At 56.4% G+C, this 17,415-nt stretch carries 12 protein-coding genes and 2 pseudogenes; 7 read left to right on the top strand and 7 right to left on the bottom strand.

The features are described from left to right. Entirely contained in the window at nt 1-1,311 is a 1,311-nt protein-coding gene (aceA, locus tag HF650_RS22875; protein WP_187800492.1) for an isocitrate lyase, read from the top strand. Between the two features lie 84 nt (nt 1,312-1,395). Then, complete coding sequence (gene aceK, locus HF650_RS22870; protein ID WP_187800491.1) at nt 1,396-3,144, top strand: bifunctional isocitrate dehydrogenase kinase/phosphatase; 1,749 nt, start codon at nt 1,396-1,398, stop codon at nt 3,142-3,144. On the opposite strand, the gene HF650_RS22865 is transcribed toward aceK, so the two are convergent. Both HF650_RS22865 and iclR read right to left on the bottom strand, forming a co-directional pair. After that, on the bottom strand, nt 3,141-4,157 hold the full coding sequence (locus HF650_RS22865; protein ID WP_187800490.1) for a hypothetical protein: 1,017 nt from the start codon (nt 4,155-4,157) through the stop codon (nt 3,141-3,143). The two genes, aceK and HF650_RS22865, sit on opposite strands and share 4 nt — an antisense overlap. Nucleotides 4,158-4,274: 117 nt before the next feature. Beyond that, complete coding sequence (gene iclR / locus HF650_RS22860; protein ID WP_023478496.1) at nt 4,275-5,102, bottom strand: glyoxylate bypass operon transcriptional repressor IclR; 828 nt, start codon at nt 5,100-5,102, stop codon at nt 4,275-4,277. 192 nt (nt 5,103-5,294) lie between these two features. Here iclR and metH point away from each other — a divergent pair, with 192 nt between their 5' ends. From metH to HF650_RS22840, 4 genes are all read left to right on the top strand, one after another. Next, nucleotides 5,295-8,981: a methionine synthase gene (gene metH, locus HF650_RS22855; RefSeq protein WP_187800489.1), complete on the top strand. Its 3,687-nt coding sequence runs from the start codon at nt 5,295-5,297 to the stop codon at nt 8,979-8,981. A 254-nt stretch (nt 8,982-9,235) separates the two neighbouring features. After that, entirely contained in the window at nt 9,236-10,012 is a 777-nt protein-coding gene (locus tag HF650_RS22850) for a hypothetical protein (RefSeq protein ID WP_187800488.1), read from the top strand. After that, complete coding sequence (locus HF650_RS22845; RefSeq protein WP_223284233.1) at nt 9,987-10,463, top strand: hypothetical protein; 477 nt, start codon at nt 9,987-9,989, stop codon at nt 10,461-10,463. Before HF650_RS22850 ends, HF650_RS22845 begins: the two co-directional genes overlap by 26 nt. 172 nt (nt 10,464-10,635) lie before the next feature. Next, a complete protein-coding gene (locus HF650_RS22840; protein WP_187800487.1) occupies nt 10,636-12,267 on the top strand; it encodes a Na/Pi cotransporter family protein in 1,632 nt (543 codons plus the stop codon). 28 nt (nt 12,268-12,295) lie between these two features. On the opposite strand, the gene HF650_RS22835 is transcribed toward HF650_RS22840, so the two are convergent. Both HF650_RS22835 and HF650_RS22830 read right to left on the bottom strand, forming a co-directional pair. Further along, entirely contained in the window at nt 12,296-12,574 is a 279-nt protein-coding gene (locus tag HF650_RS22835; RefSeq protein ID WP_187800486.1) for an addiction module antidote protein, read from the bottom strand. A gap of 16 nt (nt 12,575-12,590) precedes the next feature. After that, nucleotides 12,591-12,882, bottom strand: a pseudogene (locus HF650_RS22830) (type II toxin-antitoxin system RelE/ParE family toxin). Between the two features lie 240 nt (nt 12,883-13,122). Here HF650_RS22830 and rluF point away from each other — a divergent pair. Next, nucleotides 13,123-13,992: a 23S rRNA pseudouridine(2604) synthase RluF gene (gene rluF, locus HF650_RS22825; RefSeq protein ID WP_187800485.1), complete on the top strand. Its 870-nt coding sequence runs from the start codon at nt 13,123-13,125 to the stop codon at nt 13,990-13,992. Here the strand turns inward: rluF and HF650_RS22820 are convergent. The 3 genes and pseudogenes from HF650_RS22820 to rtcR form a co-directional block, all read right to left on the bottom strand. After that, nucleotides 13,993-14,257: pseudogene (locus HF650_RS22820) on the bottom strand (DUF3811 domain-containing protein). A gap of 149 nt (nt 14,258-14,406) precedes the next feature. Next, on the bottom strand, nt 14,407-15,348 hold the full coding sequence (gene panS / locus HF650_RS22815; protein ID WP_187800484.1) for a ketopantoate/pantoate/pantothenate transporter PanS: 942 nt from the start codon (nt 15,346-15,348) through the stop codon (nt 14,407-14,409). 149 nt (nt 15,349-15,497) lie between these two features. Continuing rightward, entirely contained in the window at nt 15,498-17,084 is a 1,587-nt protein-coding gene (gene rtcR, locus HF650_RS22810) for an RNA repair transcriptional activator RtcR (RefSeq protein ID WP_187800483.1), read from the bottom strand. Nucleotides 17,085-17,415 lie beyond the last annotated feature (331 nt).

Raw genomic sequence — 17,415 nt, 5'->3', positions numbered from 1 at the left:
ATGAAAACCCGTACCCAACAAATTGAAGCGCTGCAACAGGAATGGACACAATCACGCTGGGAAGGCATTCGCCGTCCCTATAGCGCGGAAGAGGTGGTGAAGTTACGCGGCTCGGTCAACCCGGAGTGCACACTGGCGCAGCTTGGCGCCGCCAAAATCTGGCGTCTGCTGAACGGTGAGTCGAAAAAGGGTTATGTGAACAGCCTTGGCGCATTGACCGGCGGGCAGGCGTTGCAGCAGGCGAAAGCGGGCATCGAGGCGGTCTACCTCTCCGGCTGGCAAGTAGCAGCGGACGCCAACCTTGCTGCCAGCATGTACCCGGATCAGTCCCTCTATCCGGCTAACTCCGTACCAGCGGTGGTTGAGCGCATCAATAACACCTTTCGCCGCGCGGATCAGATCCAGTGGTCGAGCGGCATTGAGCCTGGCGATCCGCGCTATGTCGACTATTTTCTGCCGATCGTAGCCGATGCAGAAGCGGGTTTTGGCGGCGTGCTGAACGCCTTTGAACTGATGAAATCGATGATTGAGGCCGGTGCAGCGGCAGTTCACTTCGAAGATCAGCTCGCCTCGGTGAAAAAGTGCGGTCATATGGGCGGTAAAGTGCTGGTGCCGACGCAGGAAGCGGTGCAAAAACTGGTGGCTGCGCGTCTGGCCGCTGACGTGCTTGGCGTGCCGACGCTCGTGGTCGCGCGCACCGATGCGGATGCTGCCGACCTTATCACCTCTGACTGCGATCCCTATGACAGCACCTTTATTACCGGGGAGCGTACCAGTGAAGGGTTCTACCGTACCCATGCCGGCATTGAGCAGGCGATCAGCCGCGGCCTCGCTTATGCCCCTTACGCTGATCTGGTGTGGTGTGAAACCTCGACGCCTGACCTGGCGCTGGCGCGCCGCTTTGCTGATGCTATTCATGCGAAATTCCCCGGCAAGCTGCTGGCCTACAACTGCTCGCCCTCCTTTAACTGGAAGAAGAACCTCGACGACGACACCATCGCGCGCTTCCAGCAGGAGCTGTCGGATATGGGCTACAAATTCCAGTTCATCACCCTCGCGGGTATTCACAGCATGTGGTTCAACATGTTCGACCTTGCGCACGCCTATGCACAGGGCGAAGGGATGAAGCACTACGTTGAGAAGGTACAACAGCCGGAGTTTGCCGCCGGGAAAGAGGGCTACACCTTCGTCTCGCACCAGCAGGAAGTCGGCACCGGTTACTTCGACAAAGTGACCACCATTATTCAGGGCGGAACCTCGTCGGTCACGGCATTAACCGGATCGACAGAAGAGGCGCAGTTCGGCGTCTAATGCGCCCGACTGCATTGTGGCTGCCGGATGGCGCGGGCGCGTCTCCGGCTTACACACTTATCCCGCCGTCACCTGGAGGAGCCCATGTCGCGTGGCCTGGCGTTGTTAATTGCACAAACCATCCTGCAGGGTTTTGACGCGCAGTATGGGCGCTTTCTGGAAGTGACCGCCGGAGCGCAGCAGCGCTTTGAGCAGGCGGACTGGCACGCCGTGCAGCAGGCGATGAAACAGCGTATCCACCTCTACGATCACCACGTCGGTCTGGTGGTGGAGCAACTGCGCTGTATCACCGACAGCCAGCATCCGGACGCGGAATTTCTGCAAGAGGTGAAAGCCCACTACACGCAGCTGCTGCCCGACTATCCCCGCTTTGAAATTGCCGAAAGCTTCTTTAACTCGGTCTATTGCCGTTTATTCGATCATCGCTCGCTGTCGCCCGAGCGCCTTTTCATCTTCAGTTCACAGCCCGAACGCCGTTTTCGCACCATTCCGCGCCCGCTGGCGAAAGCTTTCTGGCCGGAGCGTGGCTGGGAGGCGTTGCTGACAAAAGTGTTATCGGACCTGCCGCTGCGGCTGCCGTGGCAGGACAAAGCGCGCGACGTGCGTTATATCAGCGCCCATCTGCTGGAGGCGTTTGGCATGGATGCGCTTAACCACGCGCATTTACAGGTAGCGAACGAACTTTTCTACCGCAACAAGGCCGCCTGGCTGGTGGGCAAACTCATCACCCCGGCGGGAACGCTGCCGTTTCTGCTGCCGATCCATCGCAGCGACGAAGGGGAGTTGTTCGTTGATACCTGCCTCACCACGCACGCCGAAGCGAGTATCGTGTTTGGCTTCGCCCGCTCCTACTTTATGGTCTATGCGCCGCTCCCGGCGGCCACCGTCGAGTGGTTGCGCGAGATCCTGCCGGGTAAAACCACCGCCGAGCTCTATATGGCGATTGGCTGCCAGAAACACGCAAAAACAGAGAGTTACCGCGAATATCTTACCTACGTGACTCACAGCGACGAGCAGTTTATTGAAGCGCCGGGCATTCGCGGCATGGTGATGCTGGTGTTTACCCTACCGGGGTTCGATCGCGTCTTCAAAGTGATCAAAGATATCTTCCCGCCGCAAAAAGAGATGAGCGCCGCCCACGTTCGCGCCTGTTATCAACTGGTGAAGGAGCACGATCGCGTCGGACGCATGGCAGACACTCAGGAGTTTGAAAATTTTGTACTGGAGAAGCGGCAGATTGCGCCGCCGCTAATGGCGCTGCTGCTGGAGCAGGCACCGGGTAAGATTACCGATCTCGGCGATCGGATTGCCATCAGCCATCTCTATATTGAACGGCGTATGGTGCCGCTCAATCTCTGGTTCGAGCAGGTGAAAGGCCAGCAGCTGCGCGACGCGGTGGAAGAGTATGGCAATGCCATCCGTCAGCTTGCCGCCGCCAATATTTTCCCCGGCGATATGCTGTTTAAAAACTTCGGTGTGACGCGCCACGGGCGGGTGGTCTTTTATGACTACGACGAAATCTGCTACATGACAGAAGTGAATTTCCGCGATATCCCCGCCCCGCGTTACCCGGAAGATGAGCTCAGCGCTGAACCGTGGTACAGCGTCGCGCCAGGCGATGTCTTCCCTGAGGAGTTTCGCCACTGGCTCTGCGCCGACCCGGAAATCGGCCCGCTGTTTGAAGAGATGCACGCCGATCTCTTTCGCGCCGACTACTGGCGTGGTTTGCAGGCGCGCATTCGCCAGGGGCACGTGGAGGATGTCTACGCCTACCGCAAGCGCCAGCGCTTCTGCATTCGCTTCGCCCAAAGTACGCTGCGGCAGGCCGGTTAATGCAGGTGGGTGTTGTACTGCAACACCGAGTAGCTCAGTGCGCCAAACAGTAGCAGCGTCAGCAGCATCGCCAGAAAGGCGGCGGTGTTTGCTGCGGCGCTGCGAAACAGCACGGTCTCCCGTGGCGTAAGCAGGATCGCCACCAGCGGCACAATAAAGGCGAAGTGGCCGACCACGTCCGTGATGCCAAAGGGGATAAAGGCCAGCACTGCGACCAGCGCGAAGAGAGTGATGCAGGCATAGCTTGCCAGTTTGCCGCTGTAGATATGCCAAATCAGACACAGCTCCACAAACCCGCAGCCACGCACGAAGAAAGCGCGGTCAAACCCCATTGTCAGCCATGGGTGCGCGTCCAGCAGCTGGAAATAGAGATTCGGCTGCATAAACTTCTCCACGCCGCCCCATAAAAAGGAGTAGCAGAGAACCAGCCGCACAAAGGCCATCACCCGCTCGTCGTTTTCTACCGGCAGAAAGGTCTGGCTGATGAGATAGATACCGAGAGCGACAAACAGCAGGTAATCAAGCATGTGGAACGCGCCATAGAGCTGCACCGCATAGCTATAGAGAAACAGCATCAGCAACCCGGCGAGAAAGCTGGTTTTCCGCGTCACGGCGGTGATGGCAATAGTGAGGTGAATAAAGGTCAACCACGGGTTTGCCACGATCAGCTCTGGCGTAAGGATCACCTGCGGGTAGAAGAGGCCAAGGATGAGAAAAAAGAGGCCGGTCCCCACGCGCATAATCACCGGAACCCACTGTTGGGCACGCAGAAGCGGCGGGCGAAAGCGTGGGATCTCAGGTAAGGAGGGGAGGCGGCGGTCGGCCAGAGAAGTGGCGAAAATCACCAGCGTGGCGAGAGCCAGCAGCGCGCAAAAACTGAGCGAACCGGCAATCGTCGTCAGCGAGGCCGGGGCAAGTTTGACGTCATAATCCACAAACCACTTCACATGTGCCCACACCGGTGCAGGCAGCGCCAGCGCGAGGGCGGCAAGCGTACGATTATTACACTTCATAAAGCAGAACCTCAGAAAGGGCATTGCCGCCAAAGTGCCACTGCCTGAGGGGGGATAACAATTAGAGATCCCTTCTATCGCCTGCGAGAGTGCTCGCGTATATAGAGAACGCTCTCTTTAGGTACGGATGCCGCCGTAAGCCAGCGTCACCTCTTTTGCCGCGCGGATCACCATCGCACCCAGCTCCGTGACGCGATCGTCAGTGATGCGCGAAATCGGCCCGGAAATAGAGATGGCGGCGAACGGCTCGCCATGCTCATCAAAGATGCAGGCGGCGACGCAGCGCAGGCCGAGGGCATGCTCTTCATCATCAAAGGAGTAACCGCGTTTACGCGTCTGGGCGAGATCCTCTTTCAGATGCAGCGGCGACACCAGTGTGGCGTGGGTATAAGCGTGCAGCCCCTGGCGGTGCAACAGATTACCGACCTGCTCATCATCCAGCCGGGAGAGAAACGCTTTCCCTGCTCCGGAAGCGTGCATCGGCAGCTTGCCGCCAATCGGTGCAGACATGCGCATCAGCTGCGTACACTGCACCTGATCGATAATGATCGCCTGATGATCGCTCTTATCCAGCACCGCGAGGTTCACCGTTTCGCCGGACTCCTCCATCAGCTTGCGCAGAATCGGGTGCACAATCGCCATCAGGTTGCGGCTTTGCAGAAAGCTGCTGCCCACGATAAAGGCATGCGCGCCAATCGCCCAGTGCCCCAGCTCGCCCACCTGGCGGACAAAGCCCAGCTGCTGCATAGTGGTCAATAATCGGTGGGTGGTGGAGTTGGGTAAACCGGCCTGCTGTGCCAGCTCGGTCAGCGCGACGCTACTGTGTGATTCTGCGATCCACTCGAGCAATTTCAGGCCACGCGTTAAGGATTGCACCTGCCCGCCAGCGGGCGCGGCGGGAGCGGCGGCTTTTCTGCCACGTTTTGCGGGGACGGAGGCGACCATAGGAGCTCCTTTTCTGTATCGTGGAAATGATTTTCGATTTGCCAGAGTATAACCTAACTCCTCGCTCTACTCATCGGATGAGTGATGCTGAACATCTCTCATATTCCCCCCGCGTCGCTTTTCCACCCTGTGACTTTATGCCAGTATGTCCTGCTGGCCTTTTGGCCTGATCTGGCGCCGTCGGGAGTGAGTGTGAGCAGCAACGTTGAGCAACTGAAACAGCAGTTAAGTGAACGCATTCTGGTTCTGGATGGGGGCATGGGCACCATGATCCAGAGCTATCGTTTAAGCGAACAGGATTTCCGCGGCGAACGCTTCGCCGACTGGCCCTGCGATCTGAAAGGCAACAATGACCTGCTGGTGCTCAGCAAACCGCAGGTCATTGCCGATATCCACGATGCCTACTTTGCAGCGGGCGCGGATATCATTGAAACCAACACCTTTAACTCCACCACCATCGCCATGGCGGATTACCAGATGGAATCCCTGTCGGCGGAGATCAACCTGGCTGCCGCGAAGCTGGCGCGTGCCAGTGCCGATAAGTGGACCGCGCAGACGCCGGATAAACCGCGCTATGTAGCCGGCGTGCTCGGCCCGACCAACCGCACCGCATCCATTTCACCTGACGTTAACGACCCGGCGTTTCGTAATATCTCCTTCGATCAGTTAGTTACTGCCTATCGCGAATCGACCCGCGCGCTGGTGGAGGGGGGAGCCGATCTGATCATGATCGAAACGGTGTTCGATACCCTCAACGCCAAAGCGGCGATCTTCGCGGTAAAAGAGGCGTTCGATGCGCTGGGCATCGATCTGCCGATCATGATCTCCGGCACCATTACCGACGCTTCCGGGCGCACGCTCTCCGGGCAGACCACCGAAGCGTTCTATAACTCTTTGCGCCATGCCGATGCGCTCACCTTCGGCCTCAACTGTGCGCTGGGGCCGGACGAGCTGCGCCAGTATGTGCAGGAGTTATCACGCATTGCCGAGTGTTACGTCACCGCGCACCCGAACGCCGGATTGCCGAATGCGTTTGGCGAATACGATCTCGACGCCGACACCATGGCGGCGCAAATCGGTGAATGGGCGCAGGCCGGTTTCCTCAACATTGTAGGCGGCTGCTGCGGCACCACGCCGGAACATATTGCGGCGATGAGCCGCGCGGTTGCCGGTGTACCGCCGCGCAAGCTGCCGGAGTTGCCCGTCGCCTGTCGTCTCGCCGGTCTTGAGCCGCTCAATATTGGCGATGAGAGCCTGTTTGTTAACGTCGGCGAACGCACTAACGTGACCGGCTCAGCCAAGTTCAAGCGTCTGATTAAAGAAGAGAAGTACAGCGAAGCGCTGGATGTCGCTCGTCAGCAGGTGGAGAGCGGCGCGCAGATCATTGATATCAATATGGATGAAGGGATGCTCGACGCCGAAGCGGCGATGGTGCGTTTCCTCAACCTGATTGCCGGTGAGCCGGATATTGCCCGCGTGCCCATCATGATTGACTCCTCCAAGTGGGAGGTGATTGAAAAAGGGCTGAAGTGCATCCAGGGGAAGGGCATTGTTAACTCCATTTCAATGAAAGAGGGCGTTGAGGCCTTTATCCATCACGCGAAGCTGGTGCGCCGCTATGGCGCGGCGGTGGTGGTGATGGCCTTCGATGAAGTGGGCCAGGCAGACACCCGCGCACGCAAGATTGAGATTTGCCGCCGTGCGTACCAGATTTTGACCCAGGAAGTAGGTTTCCCGCCGGAAGATATCATTTTCGACCCCAACATTTTCGCCGTGGCGACGGGGATCGAAGAGCACAACAACTATGCGCAGGACTTTATCGGCGCCTGTGAAGATATCAAACGCGAACTGCCTCACGCGCTGATCTCCGGTGGCGTGTCGAACGTCTCCTTCTCGTTTCGTGGTAACGACCCGGTGCGTGAAGCGATCCACGCCGTGTTCCTCTATTACGCCATTCGTAACGGGATGGACATGGGTATCGTCAACGCCGGTCAGCTGGCGATTTATGACGATCTACCCGCCGAGCTGCGCGATGCGGTAGAAGATGTGATCCTTAATCGCCGGGATGACGCCACCGAGCGCATGCTGGAGTTAGCAGAGAAGTATCGCGGCAGTAAAGGTGCCGATGAGGGCGCTGCCGCTCAGCAGGCGGAGTGGCGCAGCTGGGAGGTGAAAAAGCGTCTCGAATATTCGCTGGTAAAAGGCATCACCGAATTTATTGAGCAGGATACCGAAGAGGCCCGCCAGCAGGCCGCACGCCCCATCGAAGTGATTGAAGGGCCGCTGATGGACGGCATGAACGTGGTCGGCGATCTGTTTGGCGAGGGCAAAATGTTTCTGCCGCAGGTGGTGAAATCCGCCCGCGTGATGAAGCAGGCGGTGGCCTATCTGGAGCCGTATATCGAAGCCAGTAAAGAGAAGGGCAGCAGCAACGGCAAGATGGTGATCGCCACGGTAAAAGGTGATGTACACGATATCGGCAAGAACATCGTTGGCGTGGTGCTGCAGTGCAACAACTACGAAATTATCGATCTTGGCGTAATGGTGCCGGCGGATAAAATCCTCAAAACCGCCCGCGAAGTGAATGCCGATCTGATTGGTCTTTCCGGCCTTATCACCCCTTCGCTCGATGAGATGGTCAACGTGGCGAAAGAGATGGAGCGTCAGGGCTTCACCATCCCGCTGCTGATTGGTGGCGCGACCACCTCGAAAGCCCATACGGCGGTCAAAATCGAACAGAACTACAGCGGGCCGACGGTCTATGTGCAGAACGCCTCGCGCACCGTTGGCGTTGTCTCTGCGCTGCTCTCTGCCACGCAGCACGATGATTTTGTCTCCCGCACCCGCAAAGAGTATGAAACGGTGCGCATCCAGCATGCGCGTAAAAAACCGCGCACGCCACCGGTGACGCTGCAGGCCGCGCGCGAAAACGATCTCGCCTTCGACTGGGCGAGTTACACGCCGCCGGTCGCGCACCGTTTAGGTGTGCAGGAGGTCACGGCCAGTATTGAGACGCTGCGTAATTACATCGACTGGACACCCTTCTTTATGACCTGGTCGCTGGCGGGCAAATATCCGCGCATTCTTGAAGATGAGGTGGTGGGCGAAGAGGCAAAACGACTTTTTGTCGATGCGAACGCCATGCTCGATATGCTCGGCGCAGAAAAGCGGCTCAACCCGCGCGGCGTAGTCGGGTTATTTCCGGCGAACCGCGTCGGCGATGACGTTGAGATCTACCACGATGAAACCCGCACGGCGCTGCTGGCGCTGGGCTGCCATCTGCGTCAGCAGACGGAAAAAATCGGCTTTGCTAACTATTGTCTCGCCGATTTCGTTGCGCCGAAACAGAGCGGTAAAGCGGACTACATTGGCGCTTTCGCCGTAACCGGCGGGCTGGAGGAGGACGCGCTGGCAGAGGCCTATGACGCGGCGCACGACGACTACAACAAGATCATGGTCAAAGCACTAGCCGACAGGCTGGCAGAAGCCTTCGCTGAGTACCTGCACGAGCGGGTGCGCAAAGTCTACTGGGGTTATGCGCCGAATGAGAACCTCAGCAACGAGGAGCTGATCCGCGAGAATTACCAAGGGATCCGTCCGGCGCCGGGCTACCCGGCCTGCCCGGAGCACACGGAAAAAGAGACGATCTGGCAGCTGCTGGATGTGGAAACACATACCGGCATGAAGCTGACGGAGTCCTTCGCCATGTGGCCGGGTGCCTCGGTCTCCGGCTGGTACTTCAGCCATCCGGAGAGTAAATATTTCGCGGTAGCGCAAATTCAGCGCGATCAGGTGGAAGATTATGCCCGTCGCAAAGAGATGAGCGTGGCGGAAGTGGAGCGCTGGCTGGCGCCCCATTTAGGCTACGATGCGGATTAAATTAAATGGGGCAGGTCGATGCCCCATTTTTTTCATTTCATTTTCACAGAACTATCGCAAATCAGACATAATACAAATTTGAACTAAGAACATTCTTAAAGTGAGATATTTTCTTAGACCCTTATTCCGCTTCATGCGTATGATGGGGCGATTAGAAAGTAAAGTTGCTCTCTCTTTTGCGCTGCTTTTGGCCGTCACCAATTAAACGCGAGTATTATAAAATGGATATTTATGATATCAGGAAAAGAAATTTATTGCCGAAGGATTATGAGAATATCCTCGCGCCGGACATTGCTAAGAATATCATTAAAAAAGAGTATGTTATTGAAAGCAGCCCTAACAATATTTTAGGCAGCATTGATGGTTACACCATTAAACCCCATCACGGTTTTAAATATGGCTTACCGCACGATCCGCTGGGTCACCAAAAAGAGAACTATATCGATAGCCTGATTGATAAAGGAACGGTGGTGGTGGTCAGGCCAAATGTGAGCGCGCGTAACCGCTTCTATTACCCCTTCTTTATCTCCGAAAGCGCTGAACTGTTCTGCGTGCAGAGTCTGTCGTTTAACGCCGTCTTCGTCCGTACGATTATCAACGGCTTTAAAGACAGCGTAGCGGTGCACGGCCGACCGGCACCTACTCGCAGCGATTTTGCGCCGGTAACGGATGAGTTTGGCCCCGGCTACTGGAAAACCAGCGAAACGGACTTCCACGGCGTGAAAAATGCGGCAGTGATGCTGCTTAACCGTGCAACCAGCATGGGCGACGAGGGGCGTGTATTTGGCTCCGACGGTAAAGATTATATGAACACCTCGCGCGATAAAATTCAGCTCTGGACGCCGCTGCCAGCGGATCTGGCTTCTGATACGCGTGAGTTCATCTATAATCGTTCGGTAATCCGCCGCTATGGCGAAAAGCGGACGATCTACCAGAAATACCTTGAGGGTGATGATGCCTGGGCGGTGTCGGGTAAATCATGGCACTGGATTCCAGGCGTAAGAGATGAAGATTATGAATTTAAGAAATAAAATTTTTATTTTTTGGGGTGTCATGGACGTGCTGGCGCTGCTCGGGTATCTCTTTTATTCGCTGCAAAGCGGCAACGTGCCTTTTTATTTTGATATCCGCGCGTTTTATTCCAATTATGCACATTTAGACGTCAGCGGTGGGACGGGCGGATTAATCCAGTTAATATTTTTTATTAATACTGCATTAGTTTTTTCGTTACTTTTTTCGGCGTGGTCGTTTCTGGCGAAGAAAAATATCAATATGGTTTTCTTGGTGGCGCAGGAAATTGCCCGTGTGTGCTCATTAAAATGCTCTGTTGCGCTGATCCCGATGATGCTGCATCTGACGGGATTGCGCTCTGCGCTGGTAGCGATAGTTCTGTTTGTATTGTCGGAAGCGTTAAAAATTGGCTCAGTGGTCTGGGCGAAACGCAACGGCACCCCACGCGCGGATGCCGTTTTAACGCGTTAGCCGGCAACGCCTCGCCTCCGTCACATAACTGTCATCTATTCTTACTACTCACAGGGCGCTGGTTTTGCGCCCTGCGCCCGTCTCAGTCTTAACGCCATATACTTACTTCATAAAGCTGCCGTGCCCCATGTGGACGTCAGGCAGCGCATAACGATAAGGAGAAGCTGATTCCGTGTTAACTTTGCTACATCTTCTTTCTGCCGTCGCCCTGCTGGTGTGGGGGACACATATTGTGCGAACCGGCGTCATGCGCGTATTTGGTGCGCGTTTACGCACGGTGCTTAGCCGCAGCGTAGAGAAAAAACCGCTCGCCTTCTGCGCAGGTATTGGCGTCACCGCGCTGGTGCAGAGCAGCAATGCCACCACCATGCTGGTGGCCTCTTTTGTCGCTCAGGATTTGGTGGCGCTAACGCCTGCGCTGGTGATCGTACTCGGCGCGGATGTGGGCACCGCGCTAATGGCGCGCGTGCTGACCTTCGATCTCTCCTGGCTTTCACCGCTACTCATTTTTGTCGGCGTGATCTTTTTTCTGGGGCGTAAACAGACCCGCGAGGGGCAGCTTGGGCGCGTCAGTATCGGCCTTGGGCTGATCCTGCTGGCGCTGGAGTTGATTGTGCAGGCAGTGACGCCGATTACCCAGGCGAACGGGGTGCAGGTGATTTTCGCCTCGCTGACCGGCGATATCATGCTCGACGCGCTGATTGGCGCGGTATTTGCCATCATCAGCTACTCCAGCCTTGCCGCAGTATTGCTGACCGCAACCTTAACCGCGGCCGGTATCATCTCTTTCCCGGTGGCGCTCTGTCTGGTGATTGGTGCCAACCTCGGCTCCGGTCTGCTGGCAATGCTGAATAACAGCGGAGCCAATGCCGCCGCACGCCGCGTTGCGCTCGGCAGCCTGCTCTTCAAGCTGGTGGGCAGCCTGCTTATCCTGCCTTTCGTTCATCTCCTTGCTGATGGGATGCAGAAACTGCCGCTGCCAGAATCGGAGCTGGTGATCTATTTCCATGTCTTTTACAACGTTATCCGCTGCCTGGCGATGGTGCCGTTTGCCAGCCCAATGGCGCGATTCTGTAAACGTATTATTCGCGAAGAGCCGGAGCTGGAGGCGCGGCTTAAACCAAAGCATCTCGATAGTTCAGCGCTCGATACACCAACGCTGGCTCTGGCCAACGCCGCGCGCGAAACGCTGCGCATGGGCGACGCGCTGGAGCAGATGCTGGAAGGGCTGCACAAAGTGATGCATGGCGAACCGCGTCAGGAGAAGGAGCTGCGTAAGCAGGCCGACGATGTCAATGTACTCTACACCGCCATCAAACTCTATCTGGCGCGCATGCCGAAAGATGAGCTGGCGGAAGAGGAGTCGAAGCGCTGGGGCGAGGTCATTGAGATGTCCCTCAACCTTGAGCAGGCCTCCGATATTATCGAACGCATGGGCAGTGAAGTTGCGGATAAATCTCTCGCCGCACGACGCGCGTTCTCCTTTGAAGGGCTGAAAGAGCTGGATGCCCTCCATGAGCAGCTGCTTAACAACCTGAAGCTGGCGATGTCGGTCTTTTTCTCCCGCGATGTCACCAGCGCGCGACGGTTGCGCCGCAGTAAGCACCGCTTCCGCATTCTGAACCGCCGTTACTCCCATGCGCACGTCGATCGTCTGCATCAGCAAAATGTGCAGAGCATTGAAACCAGCTCGCTGCACCTCGGCCTGCTCGGCGATATGAAGCGCCTCAATTCGCTCTTCTGCTCGGTGGCCTACAGCGTACTGGAGCAGCCTGACCAGGACGAATCCCGCGAAGAGTATTAATCCACGCCGTGCCTGCGGGCACGGCAGCTTAGCGTTTTACTGTCAGTTCAATGCCCAGCGCTTTCATTACGGAGAGTGTCGTCTTCAGTGTCGGATTCCCCTTTTCGCTGAAAGAGCGATAGAGCTGCTCGCGTGACAAACCGGTTTCTGCAGCGATGTCGGTCATCCCTTTAGCCCGAGCGATCACCCCCAATGCTCGGGCGATATAAGCCGCATCGCCGGTTTCCAGTGCATCCGCCATGAAGAGCGCTATCGCCTCATCGTTAACCAGTGCCGCTGCGGGATCATAAGGGGTTAATTTATTCATGGTAATCACCTGATGGTTAAACACATTTTGCCAGGTATTTGGCGTAGATAATGTCTTTTGGTTGGGTACTTTTATCCCCCCCACACAACAACACGACAACGGTATTACCCCCGCAGCTGGAAATAGATGCGGTAACCGGCACCATAATGTATTCGTAATTCGCTTATCCCTTCCCCGACTTGTTTCACATCTCCGGTGAGGCCATTTGCCAATCTAAAAAGACGCGCTGAGATAATCGCTCGCAATTTCGCATCGCGTAATGATGACTCCCAGAGTTTAAACGCGTCGGTTTGGACTATCTCTTTCATGCCTGTTGCCTTGTAGTTTATAAACTACGGTTGTTTTGTTCAAGGCAAAATCATGGCATGCCCGGCGCACCAAAAAAGCGATTCATTTTCAGTCTGGAAAGCGTCTCGCAGACGACTTTGCTCGCTTTCACATAGTGCATATATTTTAACGAGTTAGCGCACACTTCTTCGCCGCTGGGGCAAAAATCCATTTTTCTCTTCTGCCTAACAACGTTATATTCCGCTTTCAGAGGAGAACTTATGCTGCCAACCCAATCAACACGTTTAAATAAATACATTAGCGAAAGCGGAATCTGCTCACGCCGCGAGGCTGACCGTTACATCGAACAGGGTAACGTCTTTATCAACGGCAAACGCGCCGGCATCGGCGACCAGGTAGTGGCCGGGGACGTGGTGAAAGTGAATGGGCAACTTATCGAACCGCGAAATGAAGAAGATCTGGTGTTTATCGCGCTGAATAAACCCGTTGGCATCGTCAGTACCACCGAAGAGGGCGAAAAAGACAATATCGTCGATTTCGTTAACCACAGTAGCCGCATTTTCCCCATCGGTCGGCTCGATAAAGATTCACAGGGGCTGATTTTCCTGACCAACCACGGCGATCTGGTGAATAAGATCCTGCGGGCGGGAAACGATCACGAAAAAGAGTATCTGGTTACGGTCAACAAGCCGGTTACCGATGAGTTTGTGCGTGGAATGGGCGCGGGTGTGCCGATCCTCGGTACGGTAACCAAAAAGTGCAAAGTAAAAAGGGAAGCGCCTTTTACCTTCCGCATCACGCTGGTTCAGGGGCTTAACCGCCAGATTCGCCGCATGTGCGAGCACTTCGGCTATGAGGTGACCAAACTTGAGCGCACGCGCATTATGAACGTCAGCCTCACCGGATTGCCGCCCGGCGAGTGGCGCGACCTTACTGATGATGAGCTGATTGCGCTGTTTAAGCTAATTGAGAACTCTACCTCGGAAGCCAAACCGAAAGCGAAGAGCAAAGCGAAACCGCAGGCGGCGAAAAAGCCCGCGGCAAAAGCGGCGAAGCCGGAAGAGAGAAGCCGGGCGAAACCGGCCGGTAAGCGCTTTACCCAGCCGGGGCGGAAAAAGAAAGGGCGCTAATCAGCGGCGGCCGCGCGTTTGCGTGGTTGCCGACCATGAAAAGGTGCTGTTCTCATCGGGTTTGTAAGCCTGCTGCTTTTTCACCTGGCGGGCTTTCTTCGCAGTCGCTTCACGCTGTGCCATTAGCTTATCGATTCTTCACATGGTTTGCCTCAGAGTTGCTCAGCGGGCGTCCATGCGCAATGCGGGCGCGATCGAGCAGGGTTTTAAGCTCCCGCTGTTCACTTTCGGTCATCTCTTTCTGCGTCAGTCTGGTCACGGCCATGGCATGTTCTCCTGGGAAAGTCTCACGAGTCTACGCGATAACGCGTCAAAAGCGCAGGCCAGAACGTCATAACTGAAAATTGGCTCGCAGGATATCGCGCAGCCAGAATCAGCGGATCGCCGCGCGACGATCCGCTCTCTCTTTATGCGTTACCTCGCGTTACGCTTGTCTGCCTGACGACCCTCTACCGGTTTACCCGACCAGTAGCCCGCCAGCAGCGAGCCGGAAAGGTTATGCCAGACAGAGAAGAGCGCGCCTGGCAGGGCGGCGAGCGGCGAGAAGTAGAGCTTGCCGAGCGCGGCAGCCAGCCCCGAGTTCTGCATTCCCACTTCGATAGCCAGCGTCCGGCAGGTGGACTCATCAAAACCAAACAGACGCCCGCCCCAGTAACCGCTGAGTAGCCCAATCGCGTTGTGCAGGATCACCGCCACAATCACCATCAGCCCAACAGAAGCAATATGCGATGCGGAACCAGCGACCACCGCGCTGATGATGGCCAGAATACAGACCATCGAAAAGGCGGGCAGCCAGGGCTCTACCGCCTTCACCACGCGCGGGAAGAGATAGTGAACAATCAACCCCAGGCCAATCGGGATCACCACGATTTGCAGAATGCTCAGTAGCATCCCTATCACATCGACCTGAATATGGGCATCGACATAGAGACGCGTCAGCAGCGGCGTGGCGATAACCCCTACCAGCGTTGAGACCGAAGAGATGGTCACCGACAGCGCAACATCGCCTTTAGCGAGATAGATCATCACGTTGGATGCGGTGCCGCTGGCGACGCTGCCGACCAGCACCATCCCCGCCGAGAGATCAGGCGGCATCTTGAAAATCATCGCCAGCAGCCACGCCGCCAGTGGCATCACCAGGTAGTGAAGAAATGTACCCGCCGCGACGGGGGCCGGGCGCGAGAGTACGCGCTTAAAGTCGTCAAGCGTGAGATGCACGCCCATGCCGAACATAATCAGCATCAGCAGCGTGGTGACCCACGGGCCGATAGCGACAAACGTCGGCGGGAAAAAGTAGGCGAGAACGGAGAGCAGCACGGCCCAGAGCGGGAACAGCCGCGTGAAGGTTGCGAGCATGGGGATTTCCTTGCGATAACATTGTGTTGTGTTATTCCCCGTTCTCGTGACCGATTCGGGGGTTTATTAACGGCCGGGTTCTAGCCCGGCCATAGCCAATGTTTATCGTGCTAAGGATTAATATTCAAACGAATTATGATGAAGATCGTTTATGTTGCGCCACGCACGCTCTCCCAGCTCAGGCCAAAGCGGGCAAGATATTTACGTAGCCGGTCGGCATCGTTGGGGTTGGCCTTTTTCTGCCGCGAGACCGCAAACAGCTCGCGGCCCGCTTCAGAGAGGCTATGGGTGCGGCGACACACCTCCACTACGCTCTCCAGCTGACGTCTGTCGAAGAGATCCAGCGTCTCAAGATCGACCGGAAGATCGCCCGTTGATGGCGCACCGCGCCAGTTGTACTCCAGCCGTGCGATCTCCTCCGCCACCAGCGTATCGGTGATGCGGCCCTGTTCCGCCAGTGTCGCCATGCGGGCGATGGAGGTGCTCAGCTCGCGAAAGTTGCCGCGCCATGCTGCCTGCGCCGAGCAGGCAAACGCCAGGTAACGCTCGCGCGCCCCTTTGTCGAAGCGAATCTGCGTCTGCTGCTCAAGGCCAAAGCGTTGCAACTCATACTCAATATTGGGGGCGATATCCTCCCGCCGCTGCGCCAGCCCCGGCAGTTCAAAGGTCCACATATTGATACGCGCGTAGAGATCCTCCCTGAAGCGCCCTTCATCCACCCACTGCTGCATATTGCGATGGGTACCGGCGATCAGCTGGAAATCACTCTGCACCTCTTTATCCGAGCCGAACGGGAAAAAGGTTTTCTCTTCAATCGCTTTTAACAGCATCGCCTGTTCATCCAGCCCCAGCTCCGCGATCTCATCAAGAAACAGCACCCCGCCATCCGCTTCGCGCAGCAGTCCGGTTCGCGCCTGTTGTGCGCCGGTAAACGCGCCCTTCACATGACCAAACAGCGTCGACATGGCGTTATCACCGCGCAACGTCGCGCAGTTGACTGCCACCAGCCGCCCGGCGACTAAATGGCGGGCGTGGCGTAGCTGAAAGATGCGTTTTGCCAGAAATGATTTTCCCGCCCCGGTCGGGCCGGTAAGCAGAATCGGCGCAGAGGAGCGCAGCGCGACGCGCTCAATCTGATCGATCATGCGGTTAAAGGTGGCGTTGCGCGTATCGATACCCGATTTCAGGAACGAGACCGACTGCTGCTGCTCGCGCTGAAAGCGGCTGGTCAGCGTGGCATAGCGGCTCAAATCGAGGTCGATAACTGAGCAGACGCCCGCCGCCACCTCTTTGTCGTTCGCTCCTCTCGCCGCCGGGCCGGTCTGCAACAGGCTGGCGGGCAGGTAGCGCGCTTCGGTGAGCAGGAACCAGCAGATCTGCGCCACGTGCGTCCCGGTGGTGATATGCACCAGGTACTCTTCATTGTCGGTATCGAAAGGGTAGTGGGTAGCGAAATCGAGAAACGCGGCGTAGACCTCTTCAAAATCCCACGGGTTTTTGATCGCCACCGGATGGCTGCGTACCTCGGTGTGCGGCGAGATCACTGCGATGTCCTCTGCGGTTTGCGTCGCAAGCCCTTCATCGCGCGGCTGGTGGATCAGCTCCAGGCGGTCGACAGGAAAATCTGCTTGCTGGCAGAGCGCCACCGTCGGCCGCCATTTGCGAAAGCGGTTATGCCGTTTCCCGCGTTTATCCAGCACTGTCCCCAGTACCCCAATCACAACCCGACGTTTCATCTTTATCCTGAATAATAAAAAACGATATATAAAGATAAGAAATCAAGAGAGCTGGCACAACGTCTGATATCGGCTTAAAAAATTAACTCTTTTATTTTCAGTAAGATAAAAATTTATTTTTTTAAGTTACCCATTTTGGCACGTCTCTCGCAATAGCTATCTTGTCAACACGCTGAGTTCGCAGGGGTTACTCACCCCGCCGGCGCATCAGGAGCGGCAAGCGCCGTTTTCCCGGAGGCGTACCGTCAGTGCAGAGACATCTGCGGAAAGTCGGTTATTGATCGGGTTCGACTCCCGAATTCGCAACCATTATCTCCCCCAGATAATCATG

It is taken from the genome of Kosakonia sp. SMBL-WEM22 (genome assembly GCF_014490785.1).
Lineage (GTDB): Bacteria > Pseudomonadota > Gammaproteobacteria > Enterobacterales > Enterobacteriaceae > Kosakonia.
The sequence above is the reverse complement of the archived record's forward strand: the minus strand, read 5'-3'. Positions and strand labels throughout refer to the sequence as shown.